This is a genomic window from Streptomyces sp. NPDC059398 (genome assembly GCF_042751845.1).
Classification (GTDB): Bacteria; Actinomycetota; Actinomycetes; order Streptomycetales; family Streptomycetaceae; genus Streptomyces.
The window spans coordinates 1-20,372 of the sequence record NZ_JBHYWP010000104.1; the positions used below are offsets into that span (position 1 = coordinate 1).

Genomic DNA, 20,372 nt, shown 5'->3' on the forward strand with positions numbered 1-20,372 from the left:
GGCGTACGCGGCGGAGAGTGCCCCCACCGGCCCTCGTACTCTGCCCGTCCGGGGCGCGCGGAGGCGGCCGAACGTGTAACTTGCCGGGGCAGGAAACCGGGCCCGGGGGACCGCTCCGGTGCGGGGGAACAGGGGGGACTGCTCCATGGGCGTGCGGCTCATGGTGGTCGACGACCACCGACTGCTCGCGGAGGCGCGCGCCTCCGCGCTGAGACTGCGCGGGCACCGGGTGCTCGCGGCGGCGGCTCCCACCGGGGGCGCGGCCGACCTCGTGGTCAGCAGGGCGCCCGACGTCTGCCTCTTCGGGACGGCCACGCCCGCCGGGCCCGGAGTCTTCGACCCGGTCGCCCGGATCAAGAGGGAACGGCCGCAGGTGGCCGTGGTGGTGCTCGGCCCGGTTCCCAACTCACCCGGTGTGGCTGCCGCGTTCGCCGCCGGCGCGTCCGGTTACGTGCGCCACGACGAGCGTATCGAGGGGGTCGAGCGGGCCATGGCGCAGGCGTGCGCGGGGGAGACCGCGGTCGCGCCGCAGCTGCTGCGGGCGGTCTTCACGGAGCTGCTCAACCCGGTGGCGCAGCCCGACGACGAGGGCCGCAGGCTGCTGGGCCTGCTCACCGCACGCGAGGCCGATGTGCTGGCCCGGGTGGCGGACGGTGCGGACACCCGGGCCATCGCGGCCGGAATGCGGATCGCGCCGAGCACCGCCCGTACGCATGTACAGCGGGTCCTGGTGAAGCTCGGCGTCAGCTCCCGGCTGGAGGCCGCCGCGCTCGCCGCGCGCACCGGGCTGCTCGACCACGCGAAGGCCCGGACGCTGCGGGAGGGGGAGGGGGAGGGGGCGGAGACGGCGGCGGGCCCGGAATCCGGGCCCGGCCCGGAATCCGCGACGGCCCCGGGGAGGGCAGCGGCCCCGGGCACGGCGGACGGGCCAGGAACGGCGGACGGGCCAGGAACGACGGAGGGACCGGACTCACCGAAGTGAGGTCCGGTCCCTCGCGAGGCCGTCAGGGAATCCTCCGTTACGGCGTCTTCTCCCCGGCCGGGGTCTCGTCCGGCGTGGGCGGCGCCACCGGGCGCAGCCACAGCCAGACCAGGAAGAACAGGCCGAGCACCAGCATCGCCAGCCCGGTCCAGAGGTTGATGTTGACGCCCTGGGCCTTCTTGAGGTCAGCGTCGGACGTGGTGAACCCGGCGATTGTGACGATGATCCCGTAGACCACGAACAGTCCGCCGATGATGCGCCGGATGTCGAAGAGGCGGGCCGCCGTCGCGGACTTCTTCTCCAGTTCGGAGACTTCGTTCTGCAGTTCAGACATGGTGGGTGCCTCCGATCAGAGCGAGTAGGGCAGGTAGCACAGGGCGGCGATGACGATGGCGCCCCAGCCGAGCAGAGCGGGCTTGCGGTACCAGGCGTCGTCGCCCTCGGCGGGTGCCTCCGGTGCGTCCGGCGACTCCGTTCCGTAGACCAGACCGGCCAGTTCGGACACCGGCTTGGGGGCGGTGAAGAGCGTGACGGCCACCATGACGACCGCACCCGCGACAAAACCGACGATCGCCGAGACGAAGTTGGCGCCCTGGTCGCTCGGGATGTCGATGATGCCCTGCTTGTAGATCCAGAAGTAGTTGAGCATCGCGGCGCAGGTACCGGCGAGCAGGCCCCACACACCGGACTTCATCGAGGCGCGCTTCCAGAACATGCCGATGATGAAGACCACGAACAGCGGGACGTTGAAGAAGGAGAAGAGCGTCTGGAGGTAGCTCATGATGTTGGAGAAGCTGGAGGCGATGAAGGCCGTGCCTATGGAGGCCAGCACACCGATCGCCGTGATCAGCCGTCCGAAGCGCAGGTAGTACGTGTCGGGCTTGTCCTTCTTCACGTACCGCGCCCAGATGTCCGTCGTGAAGACGGTGTTGAACGAGGAGACGTTGGCGGCCATACCGGCCATGAAGGCGGCCAGCAGACCCGTCACCGCGATACCGAGCACACCGTTGGGCAGCAGCTCCTGCATCAGCAGCGGAATCGCGTCGTTGTACGTGAGATCCGAGCCGGAGGTGCCGATCTTCGGGGCGATGACGGCGGCGACCAGGCCCGGGATCATCACGAGGAAGACGATGAACATCTTCGGGATGGCGGCGATCAGCGGGGTGCGCTGGGCGGCGGAGAGGTTCTTCGCGGAGAGCGCGCGCTGCACCTCGGCGAAGTTCGTCGTCCAGTAGCCGAAGGAGAGCACGAAGCCCAGGCCCAGGATGATCGTCAGCCAGTTCGCGCCGAGCGGGTTCGCGTGGCCGATCGAGGTGCCGCCCCAGGCGGTCATGAAGTCATGACCCTTGCTCTTGGTGAGCGTGTCCGAGAGGCCGTCCCAGCCGCCGACCCGCTTGAGGCCGAGGATGGTGAGCGGGATCAGCGCGGCGAGGATGACGAAGAACTGCAGCACCTCGTTGTAGATCGCCGACGAGAGGCCGCCGATGGTGATGTAGATGAGGACGAAGAGGCCGGCGACGACGATCGCGACCCACTGCGGCCAGCCCAGGAGCGCCTCCACGACGATCGACAGGGCGTAGAGGTTCACGCCCGCGATGAGGACCGCCGAGAAGGCGAAGAGTATGGAGCTCAGCAGGTGCGCCGACTTGTCGAAGCGGTGCAGCAGGAACTCGGGGACCGAGCGCACCTTCGACTTGTAGTAGAAGGGCATCATCACCAGGCCGAGGAAGACCATGGCGGGGATGGCGCCGATCCAGTACCAGTGGACGACGGCCACACCGTACTGCGCGCCGGTCGCCGCCATGCCGAGGATCTCGGTGGCGCCGAGGTTGGCCGCGACGAAGGCCAGACCGGTGACCCAGGCGGGCAGCGAACGGCCGGAGAGGAAGAAGTCGAGGCTCGTCTTCACACTTGCCCTGGCAGCGAATCCGATGCCCAGGACCACGATGAAGTAGATCGCCAGAATGGTGTAGTCGAGCCCGTTCGTGGGGAGCCGGAGTCCGGCAGCCAGGTATTGCATGAGTACTCGCTTCGTTGCCAGAACTTTTCCGGAGTGGAACCTACGCCTACATGTTCAAAAATTGAACACATGGTTGGTGTTCTTTGTTTGATTGTGATCGGGCTGGTTGGTATGTCCCGATGAAAGCGCTTGCTGCGTCCCCATTGACTGTTCTGTTGACTTGTGGTTTGTTGTGTGCGGTTCTGTTTGGGTAGTAGCAGTGGGCGAGGAGCGCCAGAGTGAAGAAGACATCGACCCGCCTCGCCGACGGTCGTGAGCTGCTCTACTACGACAGCCGGGACGATGTCGTACGTGACGCCGTGGACCGGCGCCCCCTCGGCCCCGTCGCCACCGCATCCGAGATCCGCACCGACCCGCTGCTCGGTGACGCGGTCGCCATCTCCTCGCACCGCCAGGAGCGCACCTACCACCCGCCGGCCGACGAGTGCCCGCTCTGCCCCTCACGCGACGGACGGCTCAGCGAGGTCCCCGAAGCCGACTACGACGTCGCCGTCTTCGAGAACCGCTTCCCCTCGCTCACCGGTGACTCCGGCCGCTGCGAGGTCGTCTGCTTCACCTCCGACCACCACGCCTCCTTCGCCGACCTCACCCCCGAACAGGCCGGCCTGGTCCTGGAGGCATGGACCGACCGGACCGCCGAGCTGGCCGAACTCCCCGCCGTCAAGCAGGTGTTCTGCTTCGAGAACCGCGGCGCCGAGATCGGTGTCACCCTCGGCCACCCGCACGGCCAGATCTACGGTTACCCCTTCATCACCCCGCGCACCGCGCTGATGCTGCGCTCCGCCGAGGCGTTCCAGGAGAGCAGCGGCGGCCGGAACCTCTTCGACGAGACCGTCGCCCGCGAGATGGCCGACGGCTCCCGGGTGGTCCTGGAGGGCGCGCACTGGGTGGCGTTCGTCCCGTACGCCGCGCACTGGCCGTACGAGGTGCACCTCTACCCCAAGCAGCGCGTACCCGACCTGCGCTTCCTCGGCGAGGACGCGCGCACAGAGTTTCCACAGATGTATCTGGAACTGTTGAAGCGCTTCGACCGGATCTTCGGCGAGGGCGAGCCGCCGACGCCGTATGTCTCCGCGCTCCACCAGGCGCCCTTCGGCGAGCTGGAGGGATACGGCATCAAGCGGGACGAATTCGCCCTGCATCTTGAGCTTTTCACCATTCGCCGTACTTCGGGCAAGCTGAAGTTCCTCGCGGGTTCCGAGTCGGGCATGAACGTCTTTGTGAATGACGTGCCGCCGGAGGCCGCGGCCGAGCGACTGCGAGAGGTAGCGAGCAAGTGAGCAAGAAGTACCTGGTCACCGGTGGCGCGGGATACGTCGGCAGTGTCGTGGCCGCCCACCTCCTGGAGGCCGGGCACGAGGTGACCGTGCTCGACGACCTTTCCACCGGCTTCCGCGCCTCCGTCCCCGACGGCGCCGCCTTCATCGAGGGCCGCATCCAGGACGCCGCCCGCTGGCTCGACTCTTCGTACGACGGTGTCCTGCACTTCGCCGCCTCCTCACAGGTCGGCGAGTCGGTCGTCAACCCCGAGAAGTACTGGCTCAACAACGTCGGCGGCACCACCGCGCTGCTCGCCGCGATGCGCTCGGCCGGTGTCCGCACCCTGGTGTTCTCCTCCACCGCCGCGGCCTACGGCGAGCCCACGGCCGTACCGATCAGGGAGAGCGCCCCCACGGCGCCGACCAACCCGTACGGCGCCACGAAGCTCGCCGTCGACCACATGATCAGCGGCGAGTGCGCGGCGCACGGCCTGGCCGCCGCCAGCCTGCGGTACTTCAACGTCGCGGGCGCCTACAAGACGTACGGCGAGCGCCATGACCCCGAGTCGCACCTCATCCCGCTGGTCCTCCAGGTCGCGCAGGGCCGCCGCGACGCCATCTCCGTGTACGGCGAGGACTACCCCACCCCGGACGGCACCTGCGTCCGCGACTACATCCATGTCGCGGACCTCGCCGAGGCCCATCTGCTCGCCCTGGACGCGGCCACCGCGGGCGAGCACCTGATCTGCAACCTCGGCAACGGCAGCGGGTTCTCGGTCCGCGAGGTCATCGAGACCGTACGCAAGGTCACCGGGCACCCCGTCCCCGAGCAGGCCGCGGGGCGCCGCGCGGGCGACCCGGCCACGCTCGTCGCCTCCGCCGACACCGCACGCGAGCGGCTCGGCTGGACCCCCTCGCGCCCCGATCTGGCCGGGATCGTCTCCGACGCCTGGGCCTTCGCGCAGCACATCCGCACACCGGCGTAGTCAGAGTTGTCCCACGACAGGTCCCACGACAGGTCCCACAGCAGGGGAGTTGCTGAGCAATGAGTTTCGAGGAGCTGTACGGGTCGGCCCCCGAGGGCACCTGGGCCGCGCCCGGCCGGGTCAACCTCATCGGTGAGTACACCGACTTCAACGAGGGCTTCGTCATGCCGCTCGCCCTGCCGCACACCGCCGTCGCGCAGGTGTCCCGGCGCACCGACGGCGTACTGCGGCTGTTCTCGGCGGACATCGAGGGCGGCGTCGTCCAGCTGCGCACCGACGAACTCGAACCGCTCACCAACACCAGCTGGGCGGCCTACCCGGCGGGCGTCGTCTGGGCGCTGCGCGAGGCGGGCCACCCGGTGACGGGCGCCGACATCCACCTCAGCTCCACGGTCCCCACCGGCGCCGGACTCTCCTCGTCCGCCGCCCTCGAAGTCGTCACCGCGCTCGCCCTCAACGACCTGTTCGGACTGGGCCTGGACTGCAACCAGCTGGCGCTGATCGCCCAGCGCGCCGAGAACGCCTTCGTCGGGGTGCCCTGCGGAGTCATGGACCAGACGGCATCGGCCTGCTGCGCCGACGGCCATGCCCTGCACCTCGACTGCCGGGACCACTCGATACGCCAGGTCCCCTTCGACCTGGCCGCCCAGGGGCTGCGGCTGCTCGTCGTGGACACCAGGGTCAAGCACGCCCTGGGCGACGGCGCCTACGCCGAGCGGCGCGCGGGCTGCGAGGAGGGCGCCCGGATCCTGGGCGTTCCCGCGCTGCGCGATGTGCCGTACGAGCAGCTGCCGGAGGCGCTGGACCGGCTCACCGACCCGAAGGTGCGCGGCTATGTCCGCCATGTCGTCTCGGACAACCACCGGGTGGCGCGGACGGTCGCGCTCCTCGACGCGGGCGACGTACGCGGGGTCGGCCCGATCCTCACCGACGGCCACGCCTCCCTCCGCGACGACCTGCTGGTCTCCTGCGAGGAGCTGGACCTGGTGGTGGCGGCGGCCAACGAAGGCGGCGCGCTGGGAGCCCGGATGACCGGCGGCGGCTTCGGCGGATCGGCGATCGTGCTCGTCGAGGAGGTGCACGCGGAGGCGGTGAGCAAGGCGGTGACCGAGGCGTTCGCCGGGGCCGGGTACACGGCCCCGCGGATCTTCACCGCCACGGCATCGGCGGGGGCGCGCCGGCTGAGCTGAGGCGTCGGCGGGGGCGGGGCGGCGGGGCGTGGCCACTGAGGCCCACGAGGCCCCGTCCGGTGCTTCCCGCCCGTCGCTCGTTCCCCTGCCCTCGCTCCCCGCCCCTCGCTCCCCGGGCCCGGTGTTCCCAATCACCGGACGCACCCGATGTGCGCCCGTACCCTGAACCAGAGCCACCGGTGGGGGTCCGGTGCGCGGGCGTGGGGGTTCCTATGGGTCATATTCGTGTTCTCGTCGTCGACGACCACCGCATCTTCGCCGAGTCGCTCGCCGCGGCCCTCGCCGCCGAGCCCGGCGTGGAGGTCACGGCCGCGGGCAGCGCTCCGGCCGCACTGCGCAGTCTGGACAGGGCGGCGGCGGACGCGCGTCCCTTCGATGTGCTGCTGGCCGACGCCGATCTCGGTGGCGCGGCGGGGTGGGGCAGCCACCGCCCGGCCGCCGCGTCCGGCGCCGCCGAGAGCGCCCCGGGGGACGGCATCGCGCTGGCAGCCGCGGCGCGTGCGGCCCGGCCCGCGCTGCGGACCGTCGTCCTCGCGGCGCGCGACGACCCGCGCCGGGCCGCGCTGGCCCTCCAGACCGGGGCCTCGGGGTGGGTCGCCAAGGACTGTTCGCTCCAGCGTCTGCTCGCCGTGGTCCGGGGCGTCCTGCGGGGCGAGACGCATCTGCCGCCCGCCCTGCTCACCGGCGTACTGCGGGAGCTGAACAGCGCCCAACGGCACCGCACCAAGGGCGAGTTGCTGGTCGAGGCGCTGACGCCGAGGGAGCGCGAGGTGCTGCGGTGCATGGTCGCGGGCCTGGGCCGCAAGGCGGTGGCCGAGCGGCTCTTCCTCTCCCCGCACACCGTCCGTACGCATATGCAGAACGTACTGGGCAAGCTCGGCGTGCACTCCACGCTGGCCGCGGTCGCCCTGGCGAGACGCGCGGGCGTCGGGCCCGCCGAAGGACCGCCCTCAGCCGGGGATGTTGTCGAACGGGGCGGTCAACTGGCGTAGCAGACTGGCCAGTTCACCCCGCTGGGTACGGGAGAGCTCGGCGAGCAGTGCGCGCTCCTGGGCGAGCAGCCCGGCCAGCGCCTGGTCGGCCCGGTCCCGCCCCTCGTCGGTCAGCCGGACCAGCACCCCGCGCCGGTCGCTGGGGTCGGGCAGCCGCTCGACGAGCCCCTTGGTGGCGAGCCGGTCGATGCGGTTGGTCATGGTGCCCGACGTGACCAGGGTCTGGGTCAGCAGCTGTCCGGGGGAGAGCTGGTACGGGTCGCCCGCGCGGCGCAACGACGTCAGGACGTCGAACTCCCAGGGCTCCAGACTGTGCTCGGAGAACGCGAGCCGGCGGGCGCGGTCGAGATGGCGCGCCAGCCTGGACACACGGCTCAGGACCTCAAGTGGTTCCACGTCGAGGTCGGGGCGCTCACGGCGCCACGCAGCGACCAGCCGGTCGACCTCATCCTCCATGTGGATCAGTGTAGAGGGTCTGTCGACATGAAGTCTCTTGGCGTCAACTATCTCGACCGCAACCATCTTGACTGCAACTATCTTGACATCAAGAGAATTATCGGGGAATGCTGCTCCCATGACCGCACCCACCTGGGATCCGCAGCAGTACCTGCGCCACGCGGACCACCGCACCCGACCCTTCCACGACCTCCTGAGCCGGATCCCCGGCACCCCGGCCACCATCGCCGACCTCGGCTGCGGCGCCGGCAACGCCACCGCCCTGCTCGCCGACCGCTGGCCGAACGCCCGGATCACCGGCTTCGACAACTCCCCGCAGATGCTGGAGCGGGCCCGGCAGTACGCGGGCCCCCGACTCACCTTCGCCCCCGCGGACGCCACCACCTGGACCCCCGCCGAACCGTACGACCTGCTCGTCTCCAACGCCCTCCTCCAGTGGGTACCCGGCCACGCCGACCGCTTTTCCGACTGGCTGGACGCCCTCGCCCCCGGCGCCACCTTCGCCTTCCAGGTGCCGGGCAACTTCACCGCACCCAGCCACACCCTCCTCGCCGCCCTGCGCGAGTCCCCGCGCTGGAAAACCCGCCTCTCCGGCGTCGGAGACCGCACGGGAGCCGTCCTGGAGCCCGCCGCATACCTCTCCCGCCTCACCGCCCTCGGCTGCGCGGCCGACGTCTGGGAGACCACCTACCTCCAGCTCCTCACCGGCGACGACCCGGTACTCGACTGGGTCAAGGGCACCGCCCTGCGCCCGGTCCTCACCGCCCTCGCCGACGACGAGGAGGCCACGGCCGCCTTCCTCACCGAATACCGCGACCTGCTCCGCGATGCCTACCCGCCGGGCCCGCACGGCACGGTCTTCCCGTTCCGCCGCATCTTCGCCGTCGCCCACCGGGAGCAGCGATGATCACCGCGGTCGACCACATCCAGCTCGCCGCCCGGCCCGGCACCGAGGACACCCTCCGCGCCTACTACGCCGGGGTGCTCGGCATGACCGAGATCCCCAAGCCCCCGGCCCTCGCCGCCCGGGGAGGCTGCTGGTTCCAGTCGGGCCCGGTCCAGCTGCACCTCGGTATGGAGGAGGGCCACCGCCCCTCGGTCAAGGCCCACCCGGCGCTCCGCGTCACCGGCATCGAGGCGTACGGCGCCCTGCTGGAATCCCGCGGCGCGAAAGTGGTCTGGGACGGCGACCTTCCCGGCCACCGCCGCTTCTACTCCTGGGACCCGGCCGGAAACCGCATCGAGTTCCTGGAGCCGGTGGGCTGACCTCACCCTTTCGGATGATCACATCGTGTAGGGCGCCGCGGGGCCCCTCTGACACCTAGCTTGGCGGTGTCGCTTGTGCCGCTGTGGCGCCCGCGCCCACACTGATGGAGGAGGTGCTTCACGATGACCGCTCTCGCACACGAGGTTTCCCCGGCTGTGGACGACGATCCGGTCTCCGACCTGGACGAGGTCCTCTGGCAGGCGTGGAAAGCCATGGATCTCCCCGAGGGCTACCGGGCCGAGATCATCGAGGGGTCCATCGAGGTGTCACCTACAGGTCGCCGCCGTCACGGCGTGCTCATCGGACGAATCCGCCGCGCGCTGGACGCTCACCTGGCCGGCGGAGACCACGGCGAGGTCGTCCACCATGACATCAATGTGATCCACCACCGCAAAACGTGGGTCCCGGATCTCTTCGTGGCCCCGCTCGATCTGGACGAGATCCCGGACGAGGACGGCCTGGGAGTCGACGCCGCCGGGGTGTCCGCAATCATCGAGGTCGTCTCGCCCGGTCGGCAGAACGAGCAGCGGGACCGGATCCGCAAACGCCGCGAGTACGCCCGTGCGGGCATTGCGCTCTACGTTCTCGTGGACGACCACGACGGCGACGGCACGGTCGTCCTGCTGACCTCACCCGACACGAAGAAGGCCGTCTACACGGACGAGCACCGCGTCCCCTACGGCACGGACGCGGTGCTCCCCGAAGGCCCGGCGAAGGGCTTCGCTATCGGCAGCGACATCACCGGGGCCTGACGCCTCCCTGGGCCCGTTCAGAGCTGCTTGAGCGCGTCCAGTGTGATGTCGATACGGATGTCGTACGGAACCCCGAGTTTCAGCTGATCATGGTGAATGCCGTTCAGCGCGTACGCCTTGGTCACCGGGTCGAGCTCGTAGACACGGACCACGGGGTGCTGGTTCGCTCCCGCCATCTCGACGAGCCAGAAATGCGGGATGCCGGCTGCCGCGTATTTGCGTGGCTTGGTGTCGCGGTCGCGGGCCTCCGAGTCGGGGGAGACGACCTCGACAGCGAGCAAGACATCCGCCGCCACGAAGCTGTTCTGCTCAAGGCTGGTGACAGCACTCGCGTGGACGACGGAGACATCGGGCTCGGGTCCATCGCGGCGGTCCAGGACGACCGTCATCTGGCGAATGACCTTCAGATGCCCGGCCACTGTGCTGCGCAACCCGGCCATCAACAGGTCGACCATCGTGCTGTGGAAATTCCGTTGAGGACGCGCGAAGACAAGGCTCCCGTCGATCAGCTCGGTGTGCGGCGGGAGACCGGGCAGCGTGAACAGGTCGTCCACGGTGTGTCCGTCCGGTGGTGGTACGGGCCGGCGGAAACGGTCACCGCCCGGCAGCTCGGCGGCCATGGGTTCTGCCATGGGCGGATTCTCGCCCTGTCCCACCACACCAGCGGCCGAAAAGCGTGTGAGTCATCACAACGAGTGAGGCCACGGCCCTGGCCAAGGGCCGCTCACCCCTTCCGGTGGCCTATCAGCCGCGGCTTCGGCTCCAGGCCGTCCAGCCCGTGCCACGCCAGGTTCACCAGATGCGCCGCCACCTCCGCCTTCGGCGGCTTGCGGACGTCCAGCCACCACTGGCCCGTCAGCGCCACCATGCCGACCAGCGCCTGCGCATACAGCGGCGCCAGCTTCTGGTCGAAGCCCCGCGCCTTGAACTCCATGCCCAGGATGTCCTCCACCTGCGTGGCGATATCGCTGATCAGCGACGCGAACGTCCCCGTCGACTGGGCCACCGGCGAATCCCGCACCAGAATGCGGAAACCGTCCGTGTACTCCTCGATGTAGTCGAGCAGCGCGAACGCCGCCTGCTCACACAGCTCACGCGGGTGGCCCGCCGTCAGCGAACCCGTCACCAGGTCCAGCAGCTGACGCATCTCCCGGTCCACCACCACCGCGTACAGGCCCTCCTTGCCGCCGAAGTGCTCGTACACCACCGGCTTGGAGACCCCGGCCTTCGCCGCGATCTCCTCCACCGACGTGCCCTCGAAACCCTTCGCGGCGAAGAGAGTGCGGCCGATGTCCAGCAGCTGCTCGCGGCGTTCCTTCCCCGTCATACGGACCCGGCGCGCACGCCGGGCCGCGGGCGGGCGGTTCTTGCCACCGCTGGTACTGCTGCCTTCGATCGCCACGTCTGTCATCATGCCGTCTCTGTGAGCTCACTCTTGCGCCGGGCATCGATCCGCTCAGCCGACGGCCAGCGCACGTCGTACGCCCAGCCCAGCAGCTCGAACCAGCGGATCAGACGCGCGCTGGAGTCCAGCTGGCCCCGCAGCACCCCGTGCCGGGCGCACGTCGGGTCCGCGTGGTGCAGGTTGTGCCAGGACTCCCCGCACGACAGGATCGCCAGCCACCACACATTGCCCGAACGGTCACGCGACTTGAACGGCCGCCGGCCCACCGCATGACAGATCGAGTTGATCGACCAGGTCACATGGTGGAGCAGCGCCACCCGGACCAGCGAGCCCCAGAAGAACGCCGTGAAAGCGCCCCACCACGACATCGTCACCAGACCGCCCACCAGCGGCGGAATCGCCAGCGACGCACCCGTCCAGTAGATGAAGTTCCGCGAGATCCAGCGGATCGCCGGGTCCTTGATCAGATCCGGTGCGTACTTGTGCTGCGGGGTCTGCTCCTCGTCGAACATCCACGCCATGTGCGCCCACCACAACCCCTTGAGCAGGGCCGGGAACGTATCGCCGTACCGCCACGGCGAATGCGGGTCGCCCTCCGCGTCGGAGAACTTGTGGTGCTTGCGGTGATCGGCCACCCACCGCACCAGCGGCCCCTCGACCGCCAGCGAGCCCATCATGGCCAGCACGATCCGCAGCGGACGCCTGGCCTTGAAAGCGCCATGGGTGAAATACCGGTGGAAACCGATCGTGATGCCATGGCACCCGACGTAGTACATCACCACGAGCAGACCCAGATCGAGCCAGCTCACACCGCCCCACCGCCAGGCCAGCGGCACCGCCGCGACCAGAGCGAGGAACGGCACGACGATGAAGAGCAGCAGACCGAACTGCTCCACGGAGCCTTTGCTGTCCCCGCCCAGCGTCGCGGAGCGGGTGGTGGGACCGGTCGGGGTCTGGGCTTCATCGATCAGATCGGGACCAATGGTCATAAGGGACGTCCCCCGTGGGGTGAGGAATGCGGCTGATGCCCGGCTACGGTTCCGTAACCTACGGCCTCGTAAGTATGTCAGCGAGCAGCCTCGCGGCAAGAGGGCTGTGGACGCCCCGGCGAGCCGGACAACCGGACACCTATCCTGTGTGCGTGTCGTCGGACAGCGCGGTCCGTTCTGTGACTTCTGGGAATGACCCCCAGACCCCTTCGCCAGTCGTGCCAACACTGCAAGGAGCCGCACCTGTGAGCAGTGCCGATCTGACCCCCACCCCGACCGCCAGCCCCGAGCTGCGCGCGGACATCCGCCGCCTGGGCGACCTGCTCGGCGAGACCCTCGTACGCCAGGAGGGCCCCGAACTGCTCGAACTCGTCGAACGCGTCCGCGCCCTCACCCGCGAGGACGGCGAAGCAGCCGCCGAGCTGCTCGGAGACACCGGGCTGGAGACCGCCGCCAAGCTGGTGCGCGCCTTCTCCACCTACTTCCACCTGGCCAACGTCACCGAGCAGGTACACCGCGGCCGCGAGATGCGCGCCGTACGCGCCGCCGAAGGCGGACTCCTCGCCCGCACCGCGGACCGGCTCAAGGACGCCGACCCCGACCACCTGCGCGCGACCGTACGCAACCTCAACGTACGGCCCGTCTTCACCGCCCACCCCACCGAAGCCGCACGCCGCTCCGTACTCAACAAGCTGCGCCGCATCGCCGAGCTCCTGGAGACCCCGGTCATCGAGGCCGACCGGCGCCGCCACGACCTGCGGCTCGCCGAGAGCATCGACCTCATCTGGCAGACCGACGAGCTCCGCGTCGTACGGCCCGAACCCGCGGACGAAGCGCGAAACGCGATCTACTACCTTGACGAACTCCACGCCGGAGCCGTCGGCGACGTCCTCGAAGACCTCGCCGCCGAACTCGACCGCGTCGGCGTCGAACTGCCCCCCGGCACCCGCCCGCTCTCCTTCGGCACCTGGATCGGCGGCGACCGCGACGGCAACCCCAACGTCACCCCCGCCGTCACCTGGGACGTGCTGATCCTCCAGCACGAACACGGCATCACCGACGCCATCGACCTCATCGACTACCTGCGCGGACTGCTCTCCAACTCCATCCGCTACACCGGCGCCACCCAGGAACTCCTCGACTCCCTCCAGCTCGACCTGGAACGCCTCCCCGAGATCAGCCCCCGCTACAAGCGCCTCAACGCCGAAGAGCCCTACCGCCTCAAGGCCACCTGCATCCGGCAGAAGCTCGTCAACACCCGCGAACGCCTCGCCAAGGGCACCCCCCACCGCGTCGGCCGCGACTACCTCGGCACCTCCGAACTCCTCAGCGACCTGACCCTCATCCAGGCATCCCTCCGCGACCACCGCGGCGGACTCTTCGCCGACGGCCGCATGGACCGCACCATCCGCACCCTCGCCGCGTTCGGCCTCCAGCTCGCCACCATGGACGTACGCGAACACGCCGACGCCCACCACCACGCACTCGGCCAGCTCTTCGACCGCCTCGGCGAAGAATCCTGGCGCTACGCCGACATGCCCCGCGAATACCGCCAGAAGCTCCTCGCCAAGGAACTCAGGTCCCGGCGCCCGCTCGCACCCAGCCCCGCCCCCCTCGATGCGGCAGGCGAGAAGACACTCGGCGTCTTCCACACCATCAAGCAGGCCTTCGAACGCTTCGGCCCCGAAGTCATCGAGTCCTACATCATCTCGATGTGCCAGGGCGCCGACGACGTCTTTGCCGCCGCCGTACTCGCCCGCGAAGCCGGCCTCCTCGACCTGCACGGCGGCTGGGCCAAGATCGGCATCGTGCCGCTCCTGGAGACCACCGACGAACTGCGCGCCGCCGACGTCATCCTCGACGAAATGCTCGCCGACCCCTCCTACCGGCGCCTCGTCTCGCTGCGCGGCGACGTCCAGGAGGTCATGCTCGGCTACTCCGACTCCTCCAAGTTCGGCGGCATCACCACCAGCCAGTGGGAGATCCACCGCGCCCAGCGCCGGCTGCGCGACGTCGCCCACCGCTACGGCGTACGCCTGCGGCTCTTCCACGGCCGCGGCGGCACCGTCGGCCGCGGCGGCGGCCCCTCCCACGACGCGATCCTCGCCCAGCCCTGGGGCACCCTCGAAGGCGAGATCAAGGTCACCGAACAGGGCGAGGTCATCTCCGACAAGTACCTCGTCCCCGCACTCGCCCGCGAGAACCTCGAACTGACCGTCGCGGCAACCCTCCAGGCATCCGCCCTGCACACCGCGCCCCGCCAGTCCGACGAAGCACTCGCCCGCTGGGACGCGGCCATGGACGTCGTCTCCGACGCCGCGCACGCCGCGTACCGCAAGCTGGTCGAGGACCCGGACCTGCCGACGTACTTCCTCGCCTCCACGCCGGTCGACCAGCTCGCCGACATGCACCTCGGCTCCCGGCCCTCCCGCCGCCCCGGCTCGGGCGTCTCGCTCGACGGACTGCGCGCCATCCCCTGGGTCTTCGGCTGGACCCAGTCCCGGCAGATCGTCCCCGGCTGGTACGGCGTCGGCTCCGGCCTCAAGGCCCTGCGCGAGACCGGACTCGACACCGTCCTGGACGAAATGCACGAACAGTGGCACTTCTTCCGGAACTTCATCTCCAACGTCGAGATGACCCTCGCCAAGACCGACCTGCGGATCGCCAGGCACTACGTCGACACCCTCGTGCCCGACGAACTCAAGCACGTCTACGCCGACATCGAGGCCGAACACGAACTCACCGTCCGCGAGGTCCTGCGCATCACCGGCGGCCAGCAGCTCCTGGACTCCCACCCCGCGCTCCAGCAGACCTTCGCCATCCGGGACGCCTACCTGGACCCGATCTCCTACCTCCAGGTCTCCCTGCTCGCCCGCCAGCGGGCAGCGGCCGAAAACGGCGAGGAGGCGGACCCGACCCTCGCACGGGCCCTGCTGCTCACCGTGAACGGAGTCGCCGCCGGGCTCCGCAACACGGGGTGACCTCCGGCCGGGGGCAGGGGCCCGGGGCGGCAGACGTCGCCTCGGTTCCCCGCCCCCGGTGATCCGGCCCATCGACTCGCTGGGAAGCGCCCCCTGAACGGGCTTGATGCGCGGACCGGGGCGAGGGCTTGAATCGGTGGCCGGAGAGTCGGCTCGCCCGGCACTCGGTCCTCAATCGCCGGACGGGCTCGAGATGCGCGGGCGGGGCTGCCGCGCGGACCCGGTGAGGCCGGATCACAGCGCCACGAACGCCGCCACCAGCAGCCCCGCACCCGCGACCCCCGCCGCCCACGCCGTACGCGTCATCCGCAGACCCCCACCGATCACCAGAGCCGCCAGCAACAACGCGCCGCCCAACGGAACCCACGCATGCAGCGCGCCCGCCCAGCCCGTCCTGATCGCCTCATCACTGCCGGGGCGGACCACCACCGGCAACCGCTCGCCCTTCTCGGCCGCCGTCGACTTGTCGATGACCAGCCCCCGGTGCGCGGCCGAACCCGCCGACGGCACGAACGGGCCCGTACACGTACCCCCCGAACACGACACCACCGTCAGCGTCCCGTGATCACGGCCCTTCGCCAGCAGCACATGCTGCGCCGTGCCCCACGACGACCAGAAACCGGCCACCAGGACCAGCACCGCGACACACCCCATGGCCGCCCTGCCCGCATACAGCAGGACGCCGCGACTCCGCTTCATGGGGCGCGATCCTTGGCCATCGGACCACACCGGGTCAACCCTCCGAGCCCGCCTCAGGAGTTGTACGTGGTCTGCGCCCGGTCCAGACCCTCGATGACCAACGCCTCCACCGCATCCGCCGCCCGGTCCACGAAGTACCCCAACTCCTTGCGCTCCGCCGACGAGAAATCCTTCAGCACGAAATCGGCAACCTGCATCCGACCCGGCGGACGCCCGATACCGAACCGCACCCGGTGATAGTCCGCCCCCAGCGACCTGGTCATCGACTTCAGACCGTTGTGCCCGTTGTCCCCGCCACCCAGCTTCAGCCGCAGCGTCCCGTAACCGATGTCCAGCTCGTCATGGACAGCGACGATGTTCGCCGTACCCACCTTGTAGAAATCCCGCAGCGCCGTGACCGGCCCGCCCGACAGATTCATGTACGACATCGGCTTCGCCAGCACCACCCGCCGGCTGCCCGGCCCCGGCGGACCCAGCCGGCCCTCCACCACCTGAGCGCGCGCCTTGTGCGCCTTGAAACGGCCCCCGATACGCTCCGCCAGCAGATCGGCCACCATGAAGCCCACATTGTGGCGGTTGGCCGCATAGTCGGGGCCAGGGTTACCGAGGCCCACAACCAGCCAGGGAGCCGTCGGATCGGGCGTCGTCATCTGCACGTCTCCCTCTGCACGTGTCCGGCCCCCGCCGAACCGCGGTGAACCGGTAAAAGCCGGTGAACAGCCAGCCGCCGCCCGCGCCTTGCGGCACGGACGGCGGACTCACACACACTCCGGAACACCACGGCCCCGGACCCGCCGGAACAACCGGCGGAAACACCTCAGCGCGAGGCTCAGGCCTCGGCACCCTCAGCAGCCTCGTCGGACTCCGCAGCCGGCTCCTCGGCCTGCGCGGCCACGACCTGGATGACCACGGCCTCCTCGTCGGTGGCAAGAGTCGTGCCGGACGGCAGCGGAACATCCTTCGCCAGGATCGAGTCACCGGCGTCCATGCCCGCGACCGACACCGTGACCGACTCCGGGATGTGCGTGGCCTCGGCCTCGACGGTCAGCGTGTTCTGCACGTACTCCAGCAGGTTGGCACCCGGCGCCAGGTCACCCTCGGCGTGCACCGAGACCTCGACCGTGACCTTCTCACCCAGCTTGACCGCGAGCAGGTCCACGTGGGTCAGGTTGCGCTTGATGGCGTCACGCTGGATCGCCTTGGGGATCACCAGCTCCGTACGGCCACCGATGTCCAGACGCAGCAGCGCGTTCGCCGTCTTCAGCGCCATCATCAGCTCGTGGCCGGGAAGGGTGATGTGCACGGTGTCGGCACCGTGACCGTAGATGACCGCGGGAACCTTGTTCTCACGACGGATCTGGCGGGCAGCGCCCTTGCCGAACTCGGTACGGACTTCAGCGGCGAGCTTGACCTCAGCCATGTGGCACTCCTCAGAGGTGACGGAAACGGATCGGTCACCCGGCCACGTATCGCGGCCTGCTACGAAGAGCGCGTCGATAACGGAGTCCCGTACCCATGAGTACGGCCTCCCTCGCCGAGCAACTCCGTGAGTCTACCCGGCGGGAAGGCCGTCCCAGAAATCGATCTTCAGGCCGCTGTCAGCAGGCCCGCGGCTACGCCTGCTCCTCGAAGAGGCTGGTCACCGAACCGTCCTCGAAGACCTCCCGCACCGCACGGGCGATCGTCGGCGCCATCGACAGCACCGTGATCTTGTCCAGCTCCAGGTTGTCCGGATCCGGCAGCGTGTTCGTGAAGACGAACTCACTCACCTTCGAATTCTTCAGACGGTCCGCGGCAGGACCCGACAGCACCCCGTGCGTCGCCGTCACGATCACATCCTCGGCACCGTTCGCGAACAGCGCGTCCGCCGCGGCGACAATCGTGCCACCGGTGTCGATCATGTCGTCCACCAGGACGCAGACCCGCCCCTTCACCTCACCCACGACCTCATGGACCGTGACCTGGTTGGCGACGTCCTTGTCACGGCGCTTGTGCACGATGGCCAGCGGCGCACCGAGCCGGTCGCACCAGCGGTCGGCCACCCGCACCCGGCCCGCGTCCGGCGAGACGATCGTCAGCTTCGAACGGTCCACCTTGGCGCCCACGTAGTCCGCCAGTATCGGCAGCGCGAACAGATGGTCCACCGGGCCGTCGAAGAACCCCTGGATCTGATCGGTGTGCAGATCCACCGTGAGGATGCGGTCCGCACCCGCCGTCTTCATCAGATCCGCGATCAGACGAGCCGAGATCGGCTCACGGCCCCGGTGCTTCTTGTCCTGCCGCGCGTAACCGTAGAACGGCACGATCACGGTGATGCTCCGGGCCGATGCCCGCTTCAGCGCATCGATCATGATCAGCTGCTCCATGATCCACTGGTTGATCGGAGCCGTGTGGCTCTGCATCAGGAAGCAGTCCGCGCCGCGGGCCGACTCCTGGAAGCGAACGTAGATCTCACCGTTCGCGAAGTCGAAGGCCTTAGTCGGCACCAGGTCGACCCCCAGCTGGGCGGCGACCTCCTCGGCCAGCTCGGGGTGGGCGCGGCCGGAGAAGAGCATCAGTTTCTTCTCGCCGGTCGTCTTGATCCCGGTCACAGCACAGTCTCCTCAGACGTGTTGATTGCTGCTGGGCGAGCCAGCCGGAGGTATGTACCGGGGCGTACCCCGGAGTCCCGGCCCGTAAGCCGAGCATGCGTCTATCACGGTACGCGCAGATGAACGCACGTGTTTCCGGTCAGCTTTCGCCACCGGCCTCGTCGGACACGGCCTGAGCGGCCCGCGCGGCGGCACTTCCCGGCCGCTTCCTGGCCACCCAACCCTCGATATTCCTTTGCTGGCCCCGGGCGACGGCCAGCGCACCGGCCGGCACGCTCTTCGTGATCACCGACCCCGCAGCGGTGTACACACCGTCCCCGACCGTGATGGGAGCCACAAACATGTTGTCCGAACCGGTGCGGCAGTGCGACCCGATCGTTGTGTGGTGTTTGTCCTGTCCGTCATAGTTCACGAACACGCTCGCCGCACCGATATTGCTGAACTCACCGATCGTCGCGTCCCCCACGTACGACAGATGCGGCACCTTGGAACCCTCACCGATGGTCGCGTTCTTCGTCTCCACATACGTCCCGATCTTCCCCCGCACACCGAGCCGCGTACCCGGCCGCAGATAGGCGTACGGACCCACGGTCGCGTGCTCACCCACCTCCGCACCGTCCGCCACCGTGTTGTCCACCCGCGCGAACGCACCCACCACGGTGTCCTTCAGCCGCGAGTTGGGCCCGACCTCCGCACCCTCCGCGAGATGCGTCGCACCCAGCAACTGCGTACCCGGATGAACCACCGCATCCGGCTCGAACGTCACCGACACATCGACGAAGACCGACGCGGGATCGACCACGCTCACCCCGGCGAGCATCGCCCGCTCCAGCAGCCGGGCGTTCAGCAGCGCACGTGCCTGCGCCAACTGCACCCGGTTGTTGATCCCCACGATCTCCCGGTGGTCATCGGCCACCGACGCCCCCACCCGGTGACCGGCCGACCGCAGAATGCCCAGCACATCGGTCAGGTACTCCTCACCCTGACTGTTGTCCGTGCGCACCTTGTCCAGCGCCTCCGCCAGCAGCCGCCCGTCGAAGGCGAACACCCCCGAATTGATCTCCCGGATCGCCAACTCCGCCTCGGAGGCGTCCTTGTGCTCCACGATCGAGATCACCGCACCGCTGGCGTGATCCCGCACGATGCGCCCGTAACCGGACGCGTCCGGCACCTCGGCGGTCAGCACGGTCACCGCGTTGCCATCGGCGGTGTGCGTGGCGGCGAGCGCGGCCAGCGTCGCCCCGGTCAGCAGCGGCGTGTCACCGCAGACCACCAGAACGGTGCCATCGGGGGGCGCGCCCAGCTCTTCGAGCGCGGTACGCACGGCATGTCCGGTGCCGTTCTGCTCGGCCTGCACGGCGGTCCGTACGTCCGCGTCGGTCTCCGCGAGATGGGCCTGGACCTTCTCACGCTCGTGCCCGACGACCACGACGAGCTGCTCCGGCCCCAGCTCGCGTGAGGCGGCCACGACATGGCCGACGAGCGAGCGCCCGCAGACCTCGTGCAGGACCTTGGGGGTGGCCGACTTCATCCGGGTCCCCGCACCCGCCGCGAGAACGACGACGGCGGCAGCCGAGGGAGCCCTTCCCCCTGTTTGCGCGGATCCGAGACCTTGGGGGGGAGTGGCGCTCACGGTGGTGCCCTTCGGGTGCGGGTGGGTGGATATCCGCAGAATACCGGGGGGCCGGGGGGTGGAAACGGGGGCGGGGGGGGGGCCCCGGCGGGGCACCGGGACGCCCCCCGGCCCCACGACTTCCTGATCCGGGAGGCACCCCGCACTGTGCATGTGCTGAACGCGCCCTC

General features: G+C 69.5%; 20 protein-coding genes. 9 read left to right on the forward strand and 11 right to left on the reverse strand.

The window, feature by feature from the left end; all coding sequences use genetic code 11:
- Nucleotides 1-145: 145 nt before the first annotated feature.
- On the forward strand, nucleotides 146-982 hold the full coding sequence (locus ACFXBC_RS28865) for a LuxR C-terminal-related transcriptional regulator (RefSeq protein ID WP_385030745.1): 837 nt from the start codon (nucleotides 146-148) through the stop codon (nucleotides 980-982).
- 37 nt (nucleotides 983-1,019) lie between these two features.
- Here ACFXBC_RS28865 and ACFXBC_RS28870 read toward each other — a convergent pair whose 3' ends face one another.
- Both ACFXBC_RS28870 and ACFXBC_RS28875 read right to left on the reverse strand, forming a co-directional pair.
- Nucleotides 1,020-1,316, reverse strand: a complete 297-nt coding sequence (locus ACFXBC_RS28870; protein WP_385030748.1) for a hypothetical protein — start codon at nucleotides 1,314-1,316, stop codon at nucleotides 1,020-1,022.
- Nucleotides 1,317-1,331: 15 nt separating this feature from the next.
- Complete coding sequence (locus ACFXBC_RS28875) at nucleotides 1,332-3,002, reverse strand: sodium:solute symporter family protein (protein ID WP_385030751.1); 1,671 nt, start codon at nucleotides 3,000-3,002, stop codon at nucleotides 1,332-1,334.
- A gap of 218 nt (nucleotides 3,003-3,220) precedes the next feature.
- Here ACFXBC_RS28875 and galT point away from each other — a divergent pair, with 218 nt between their 5' ends.
- The 4 genes from galT (at nucleotide 3,221) to ACFXBC_RS28895 (ending at nucleotide 7,429) form a co-directional block, all read left to right on the forward strand.
- The gene (galT, locus tag ACFXBC_RS28880; RefSeq protein WP_385030754.1) at nucleotides 3,221-4,282 is read left to right on the forward strand and encodes a galactose-1-phosphate uridylyltransferase; all 1,062 of its coding nucleotides are present in this window, start codon (nucleotides 3,221-3,223) and stop codon (nucleotides 4,280-4,282) included.
- Nucleotides 4,279-5,247, forward strand: coding sequence for a UDP-glucose 4-epimerase GalE (galE, locus tag ACFXBC_RS28885; protein WP_385030757.1), 969 nt, complete (start codon nucleotides 4,279-4,281; stop codon nucleotides 5,245-5,247). Before galT ends, galE begins: the two co-directional genes overlap by 4 nt.
- 59 nt (nucleotides 5,248-5,306) lie before the next feature.
- Nucleotides 5,307-6,437: a galactokinase gene (galK, locus tag ACFXBC_RS28890; RefSeq protein WP_385030760.1), complete on the forward strand. Its 1,131-nt coding sequence runs from the start codon at nucleotides 5,307-5,309 to the stop codon at nucleotides 6,435-6,437.
- A gap of 212 nt (nucleotides 6,438-6,649) precedes the next feature.
- A complete protein-coding gene (locus ACFXBC_RS28895; RefSeq protein WP_385030763.1) occupies nucleotides 6,650-7,429 on the forward strand; it encodes a LuxR C-terminal-related transcriptional regulator in 780 nt (259 codons plus the stop codon).
- Here the strand turns inward: ACFXBC_RS28895 and ACFXBC_RS28900 are convergent.
- Entirely contained in the window at nucleotides 7,388-7,885 is a 498-nt protein-coding gene (locus tag ACFXBC_RS28900; RefSeq protein ID WP_385030766.1) for a MarR family winged helix-turn-helix transcriptional regulator, read from the reverse strand. The two genes, ACFXBC_RS28895 and ACFXBC_RS28900, sit on opposite strands and share 42 nt — an antisense overlap.
- Nucleotides 7,886-8,003: 118 nt before the next feature.
- On the opposite strand from ACFXBC_RS28900, the gene ACFXBC_RS28905 reads away from it, so the two are divergent.
- The 3 genes from ACFXBC_RS28905 (at nucleotide 8,004) to ACFXBC_RS28915 (ending at nucleotide 9,904) form a co-directional block, all read left to right on the forward strand.
- Nucleotides 8,004-8,792: a trans-aconitate 2-methyltransferase gene (locus tag ACFXBC_RS28905; RefSeq protein WP_385030769.1), complete on the forward strand. Its 789-nt coding sequence runs from the start codon at nucleotides 8,004-8,006 to the stop codon at nucleotides 8,790-8,792.
- Nucleotides 8,789-9,151 (forward strand): glyoxalase, encoded by a 363-nt coding sequence (locus tag ACFXBC_RS28910; protein ID WP_385030772.1) that lies wholly within the window; start codon nucleotides 8,789-8,791, stop codon nucleotides 9,149-9,151. Before ACFXBC_RS28905 ends, ACFXBC_RS28910 begins: the two co-directional genes overlap by 4 nt.
- A 123-nt stretch (nucleotides 9,152-9,274) precedes the next feature.
- A complete protein-coding gene (locus tag ACFXBC_RS28915) occupies nucleotides 9,275-9,904 on the forward strand; it encodes a Uma2 family endonuclease (RefSeq protein WP_385030775.1) in 630 nt (209 codons plus the stop codon).
- Nucleotides 9,905-9,921: 17 nt separating this feature from the next.
- Here the strand turns inward: ACFXBC_RS28915 and ACFXBC_RS28920 are convergent, their stop codons facing one another.
- From ACFXBC_RS28920 to ACFXBC_RS28930, 3 genes are all read right to left on the reverse strand, one after another.
- On the reverse strand, nucleotides 9,922-10,524 hold the full coding sequence (locus tag ACFXBC_RS28920) for a Uma2 family endonuclease (protein WP_385030814.1): 603 nt from the start codon (nucleotides 10,522-10,524) through the stop codon (nucleotides 9,922-9,924).
- Nucleotides 10,525-10,628: 104 nt separating this feature from the next.
- Nucleotides 10,629-11,318 carry a TetR family transcriptional regulator gene (locus ACFXBC_RS28925; RefSeq protein ID WP_385030778.1) on the reverse strand — a complete coding sequence of 230 codons (690 nt, stop codon included), beginning with the start codon at nucleotides 11,316-11,318 and terminating at the stop codon, nucleotides 10,629-10,631.
- The gene (locus tag ACFXBC_RS28930) at nucleotides 11,315-12,298 is read right to left on the reverse strand and encodes an acyl-CoA desaturase (RefSeq protein WP_385030781.1); all 984 of its coding nucleotides are present in this window, start codon (nucleotides 12,296-12,298) and stop codon (nucleotides 11,315-11,317) included. The genes ACFXBC_RS28925 and ACFXBC_RS28930 overlap by 4 nt, the downstream gene beginning before the upstream one ends.
- Nucleotides 12,299-12,543: 245 nt before the next feature.
- Here ACFXBC_RS28930 and ppc point away from each other — a divergent pair, with 245 nt between their 5' ends.
- Nucleotides 12,544-15,279: a phosphoenolpyruvate carboxylase gene (gene ppc, locus ACFXBC_RS28935; protein WP_385030784.1), complete on the forward strand. Its 2,736-nt coding sequence runs from the start codon at nucleotides 12,544-12,546 to the stop codon at nucleotides 15,277-15,279.
- A gap of 234 nt (nucleotides 15,280-15,513) precedes the next feature.
- Here the strand turns inward: ppc and ACFXBC_RS28940 are convergent, their stop codons facing one another.
- The 5 genes from ACFXBC_RS28940 to glmU form a co-directional block, all read right to left on the reverse strand.
- Nucleotides 15,514-15,978, reverse strand: coding sequence for a hypothetical protein (locus tag ACFXBC_RS28940; RefSeq protein ID WP_385030787.1), 465 nt, complete (start codon nucleotides 15,976-15,978; stop codon nucleotides 15,514-15,516).
- A 53-nt stretch (nucleotides 15,979-16,031) separates the two neighbouring features.
- Nucleotides 16,032-16,628, reverse strand: a complete 597-nt coding sequence (gene pth, locus ACFXBC_RS28945; protein ID WP_385030790.1) for an aminoacyl-tRNA hydrolase — start codon at nucleotides 16,626-16,628, stop codon at nucleotides 16,032-16,034.
- 179 nt (nucleotides 16,629-16,807) lie between these two features.
- Nucleotides 16,808-17,398 (reverse strand): 50S ribosomal protein L25/general stress protein Ctc, encoded by a 591-nt coding sequence (locus ACFXBC_RS28950; RefSeq protein WP_385030793.1) that lies wholly within the window; start codon nucleotides 17,396-17,398, stop codon nucleotides 16,808-16,810.
- 193 nt (nucleotides 17,399-17,591) lie between these two features.
- On the reverse strand, nucleotides 17,592-18,569 hold the full coding sequence (locus tag ACFXBC_RS28955; protein WP_385030796.1) for a ribose-phosphate diphosphokinase: 978 nt from the start codon (nucleotides 18,567-18,569) through the stop codon (nucleotides 17,592-17,594).
- 139 nt (nucleotides 18,570-18,708) lie between these two features.
- Complete coding sequence (gene glmU, locus ACFXBC_RS28960; protein ID WP_385030799.1) at nucleotides 18,709-20,202, reverse strand: bifunctional UDP-N-acetylglucosamine diphosphorylase/glucosamine-1-phosphate N-acetyltransferase GlmU; 1,494 nt, start codon at nucleotides 20,200-20,202, stop codon at nucleotides 18,709-18,711.
- Nucleotides 20,203-20,372 lie beyond the last annotated feature (170 nt).

Coding starts and splice junctions, on each gene's coding strand:
- ACFXBC_RS28865 (WP_385030745.1), top strand. CDS start 146: ATGGGCGTGCGGCTCATGGTGGTCGACGACCACCGACTGCTCGCGGAG.
- ACFXBC_RS28870 (WP_385030748.1), bottom strand. CDS start 1,316: ATGTCTGAACTGCAGAACGAAGTCTCCGAACTGGAGAAGAAGTCCGCG.
- ACFXBC_RS28875 (WP_385030751.1), bottom strand. CDS start 3,002: ATGCAATACCTGGCTGCCGGACTCCGGCTCCCCACGAACGGGCTCGAC.
- galK (WP_385030760.1), top strand. CDS start 5,307: ATGAGTTTCGAGGAGCTGTACGGGTCGGCCCCCGAGGGCACCTGGGCC.
- ACFXBC_RS28895 (WP_385030763.1), top strand. CDS start 6,650: ATGGGTCATATTCGTGTTCTCGTCGTCGACGACCACCGCATCTTCGCC.
- ACFXBC_RS28900 (WP_385030766.1), bottom strand. CDS start 7,885: ATGGAGGATGAGGTCGACCGGCTGGTCGCTGCGTGGCGCCGTGAGCGC.
- ACFXBC_RS28905 (WP_385030769.1), top strand. CDS start 8,004: ATGACCGCACCCACCTGGGATCCGCAGCAGTACCTGCGCCACGCGGAC.
- ACFXBC_RS28910 (WP_385030772.1), top strand. CDS start 8,789: ATGATCACCGCGGTCGACCACATCCAGCTCGCCGCCCGGCCCGGCACC.
- ACFXBC_RS28915 (WP_385030775.1), top strand. CDS start 9,275: ATGACCGCTCTCGCACACGAGGTTTCCCCGGCTGTGGACGACGATCCG.
- ACFXBC_RS28920 (WP_385030814.1), bottom strand. CDS start 10,524: ATGGCCGCCGAGCTGCCGGGCGGTGACCGTTTCCGCCGGCCCGTACCA.
- ACFXBC_RS28925 (WP_385030778.1), bottom strand. CDS start 11,318: ATGATGACAGACGTGGCGATCGAAGGCAGCAGTACCAGCGGTGGCAAG.
- ACFXBC_RS28930 (WP_385030781.1), bottom strand. CDS start 12,298: ATGACCATTGGTCCCGATCTGATCGATGAAGCCCAGACCCCGACCGGT.
- ACFXBC_RS28940 (WP_385030787.1), bottom strand. CDS start 15,978: ATGAAGCGGAGTCGCGGCGTCCTGCTGTATGCGGGCAGGGCGGCCATG.
- pth (WP_385030790.1), bottom strand. CDS start 16,628: ATGACGACGCCCGATCCGACGGCTCCCTGGCTGGTTGTGGGCCTCGGT.
- ACFXBC_RS28950 (WP_385030793.1), bottom strand. CDS start 17,398: ATGGCTGAGGTCAAGCTCGCCGCTGAAGTCCGTACCGAGTTCGGCAAG.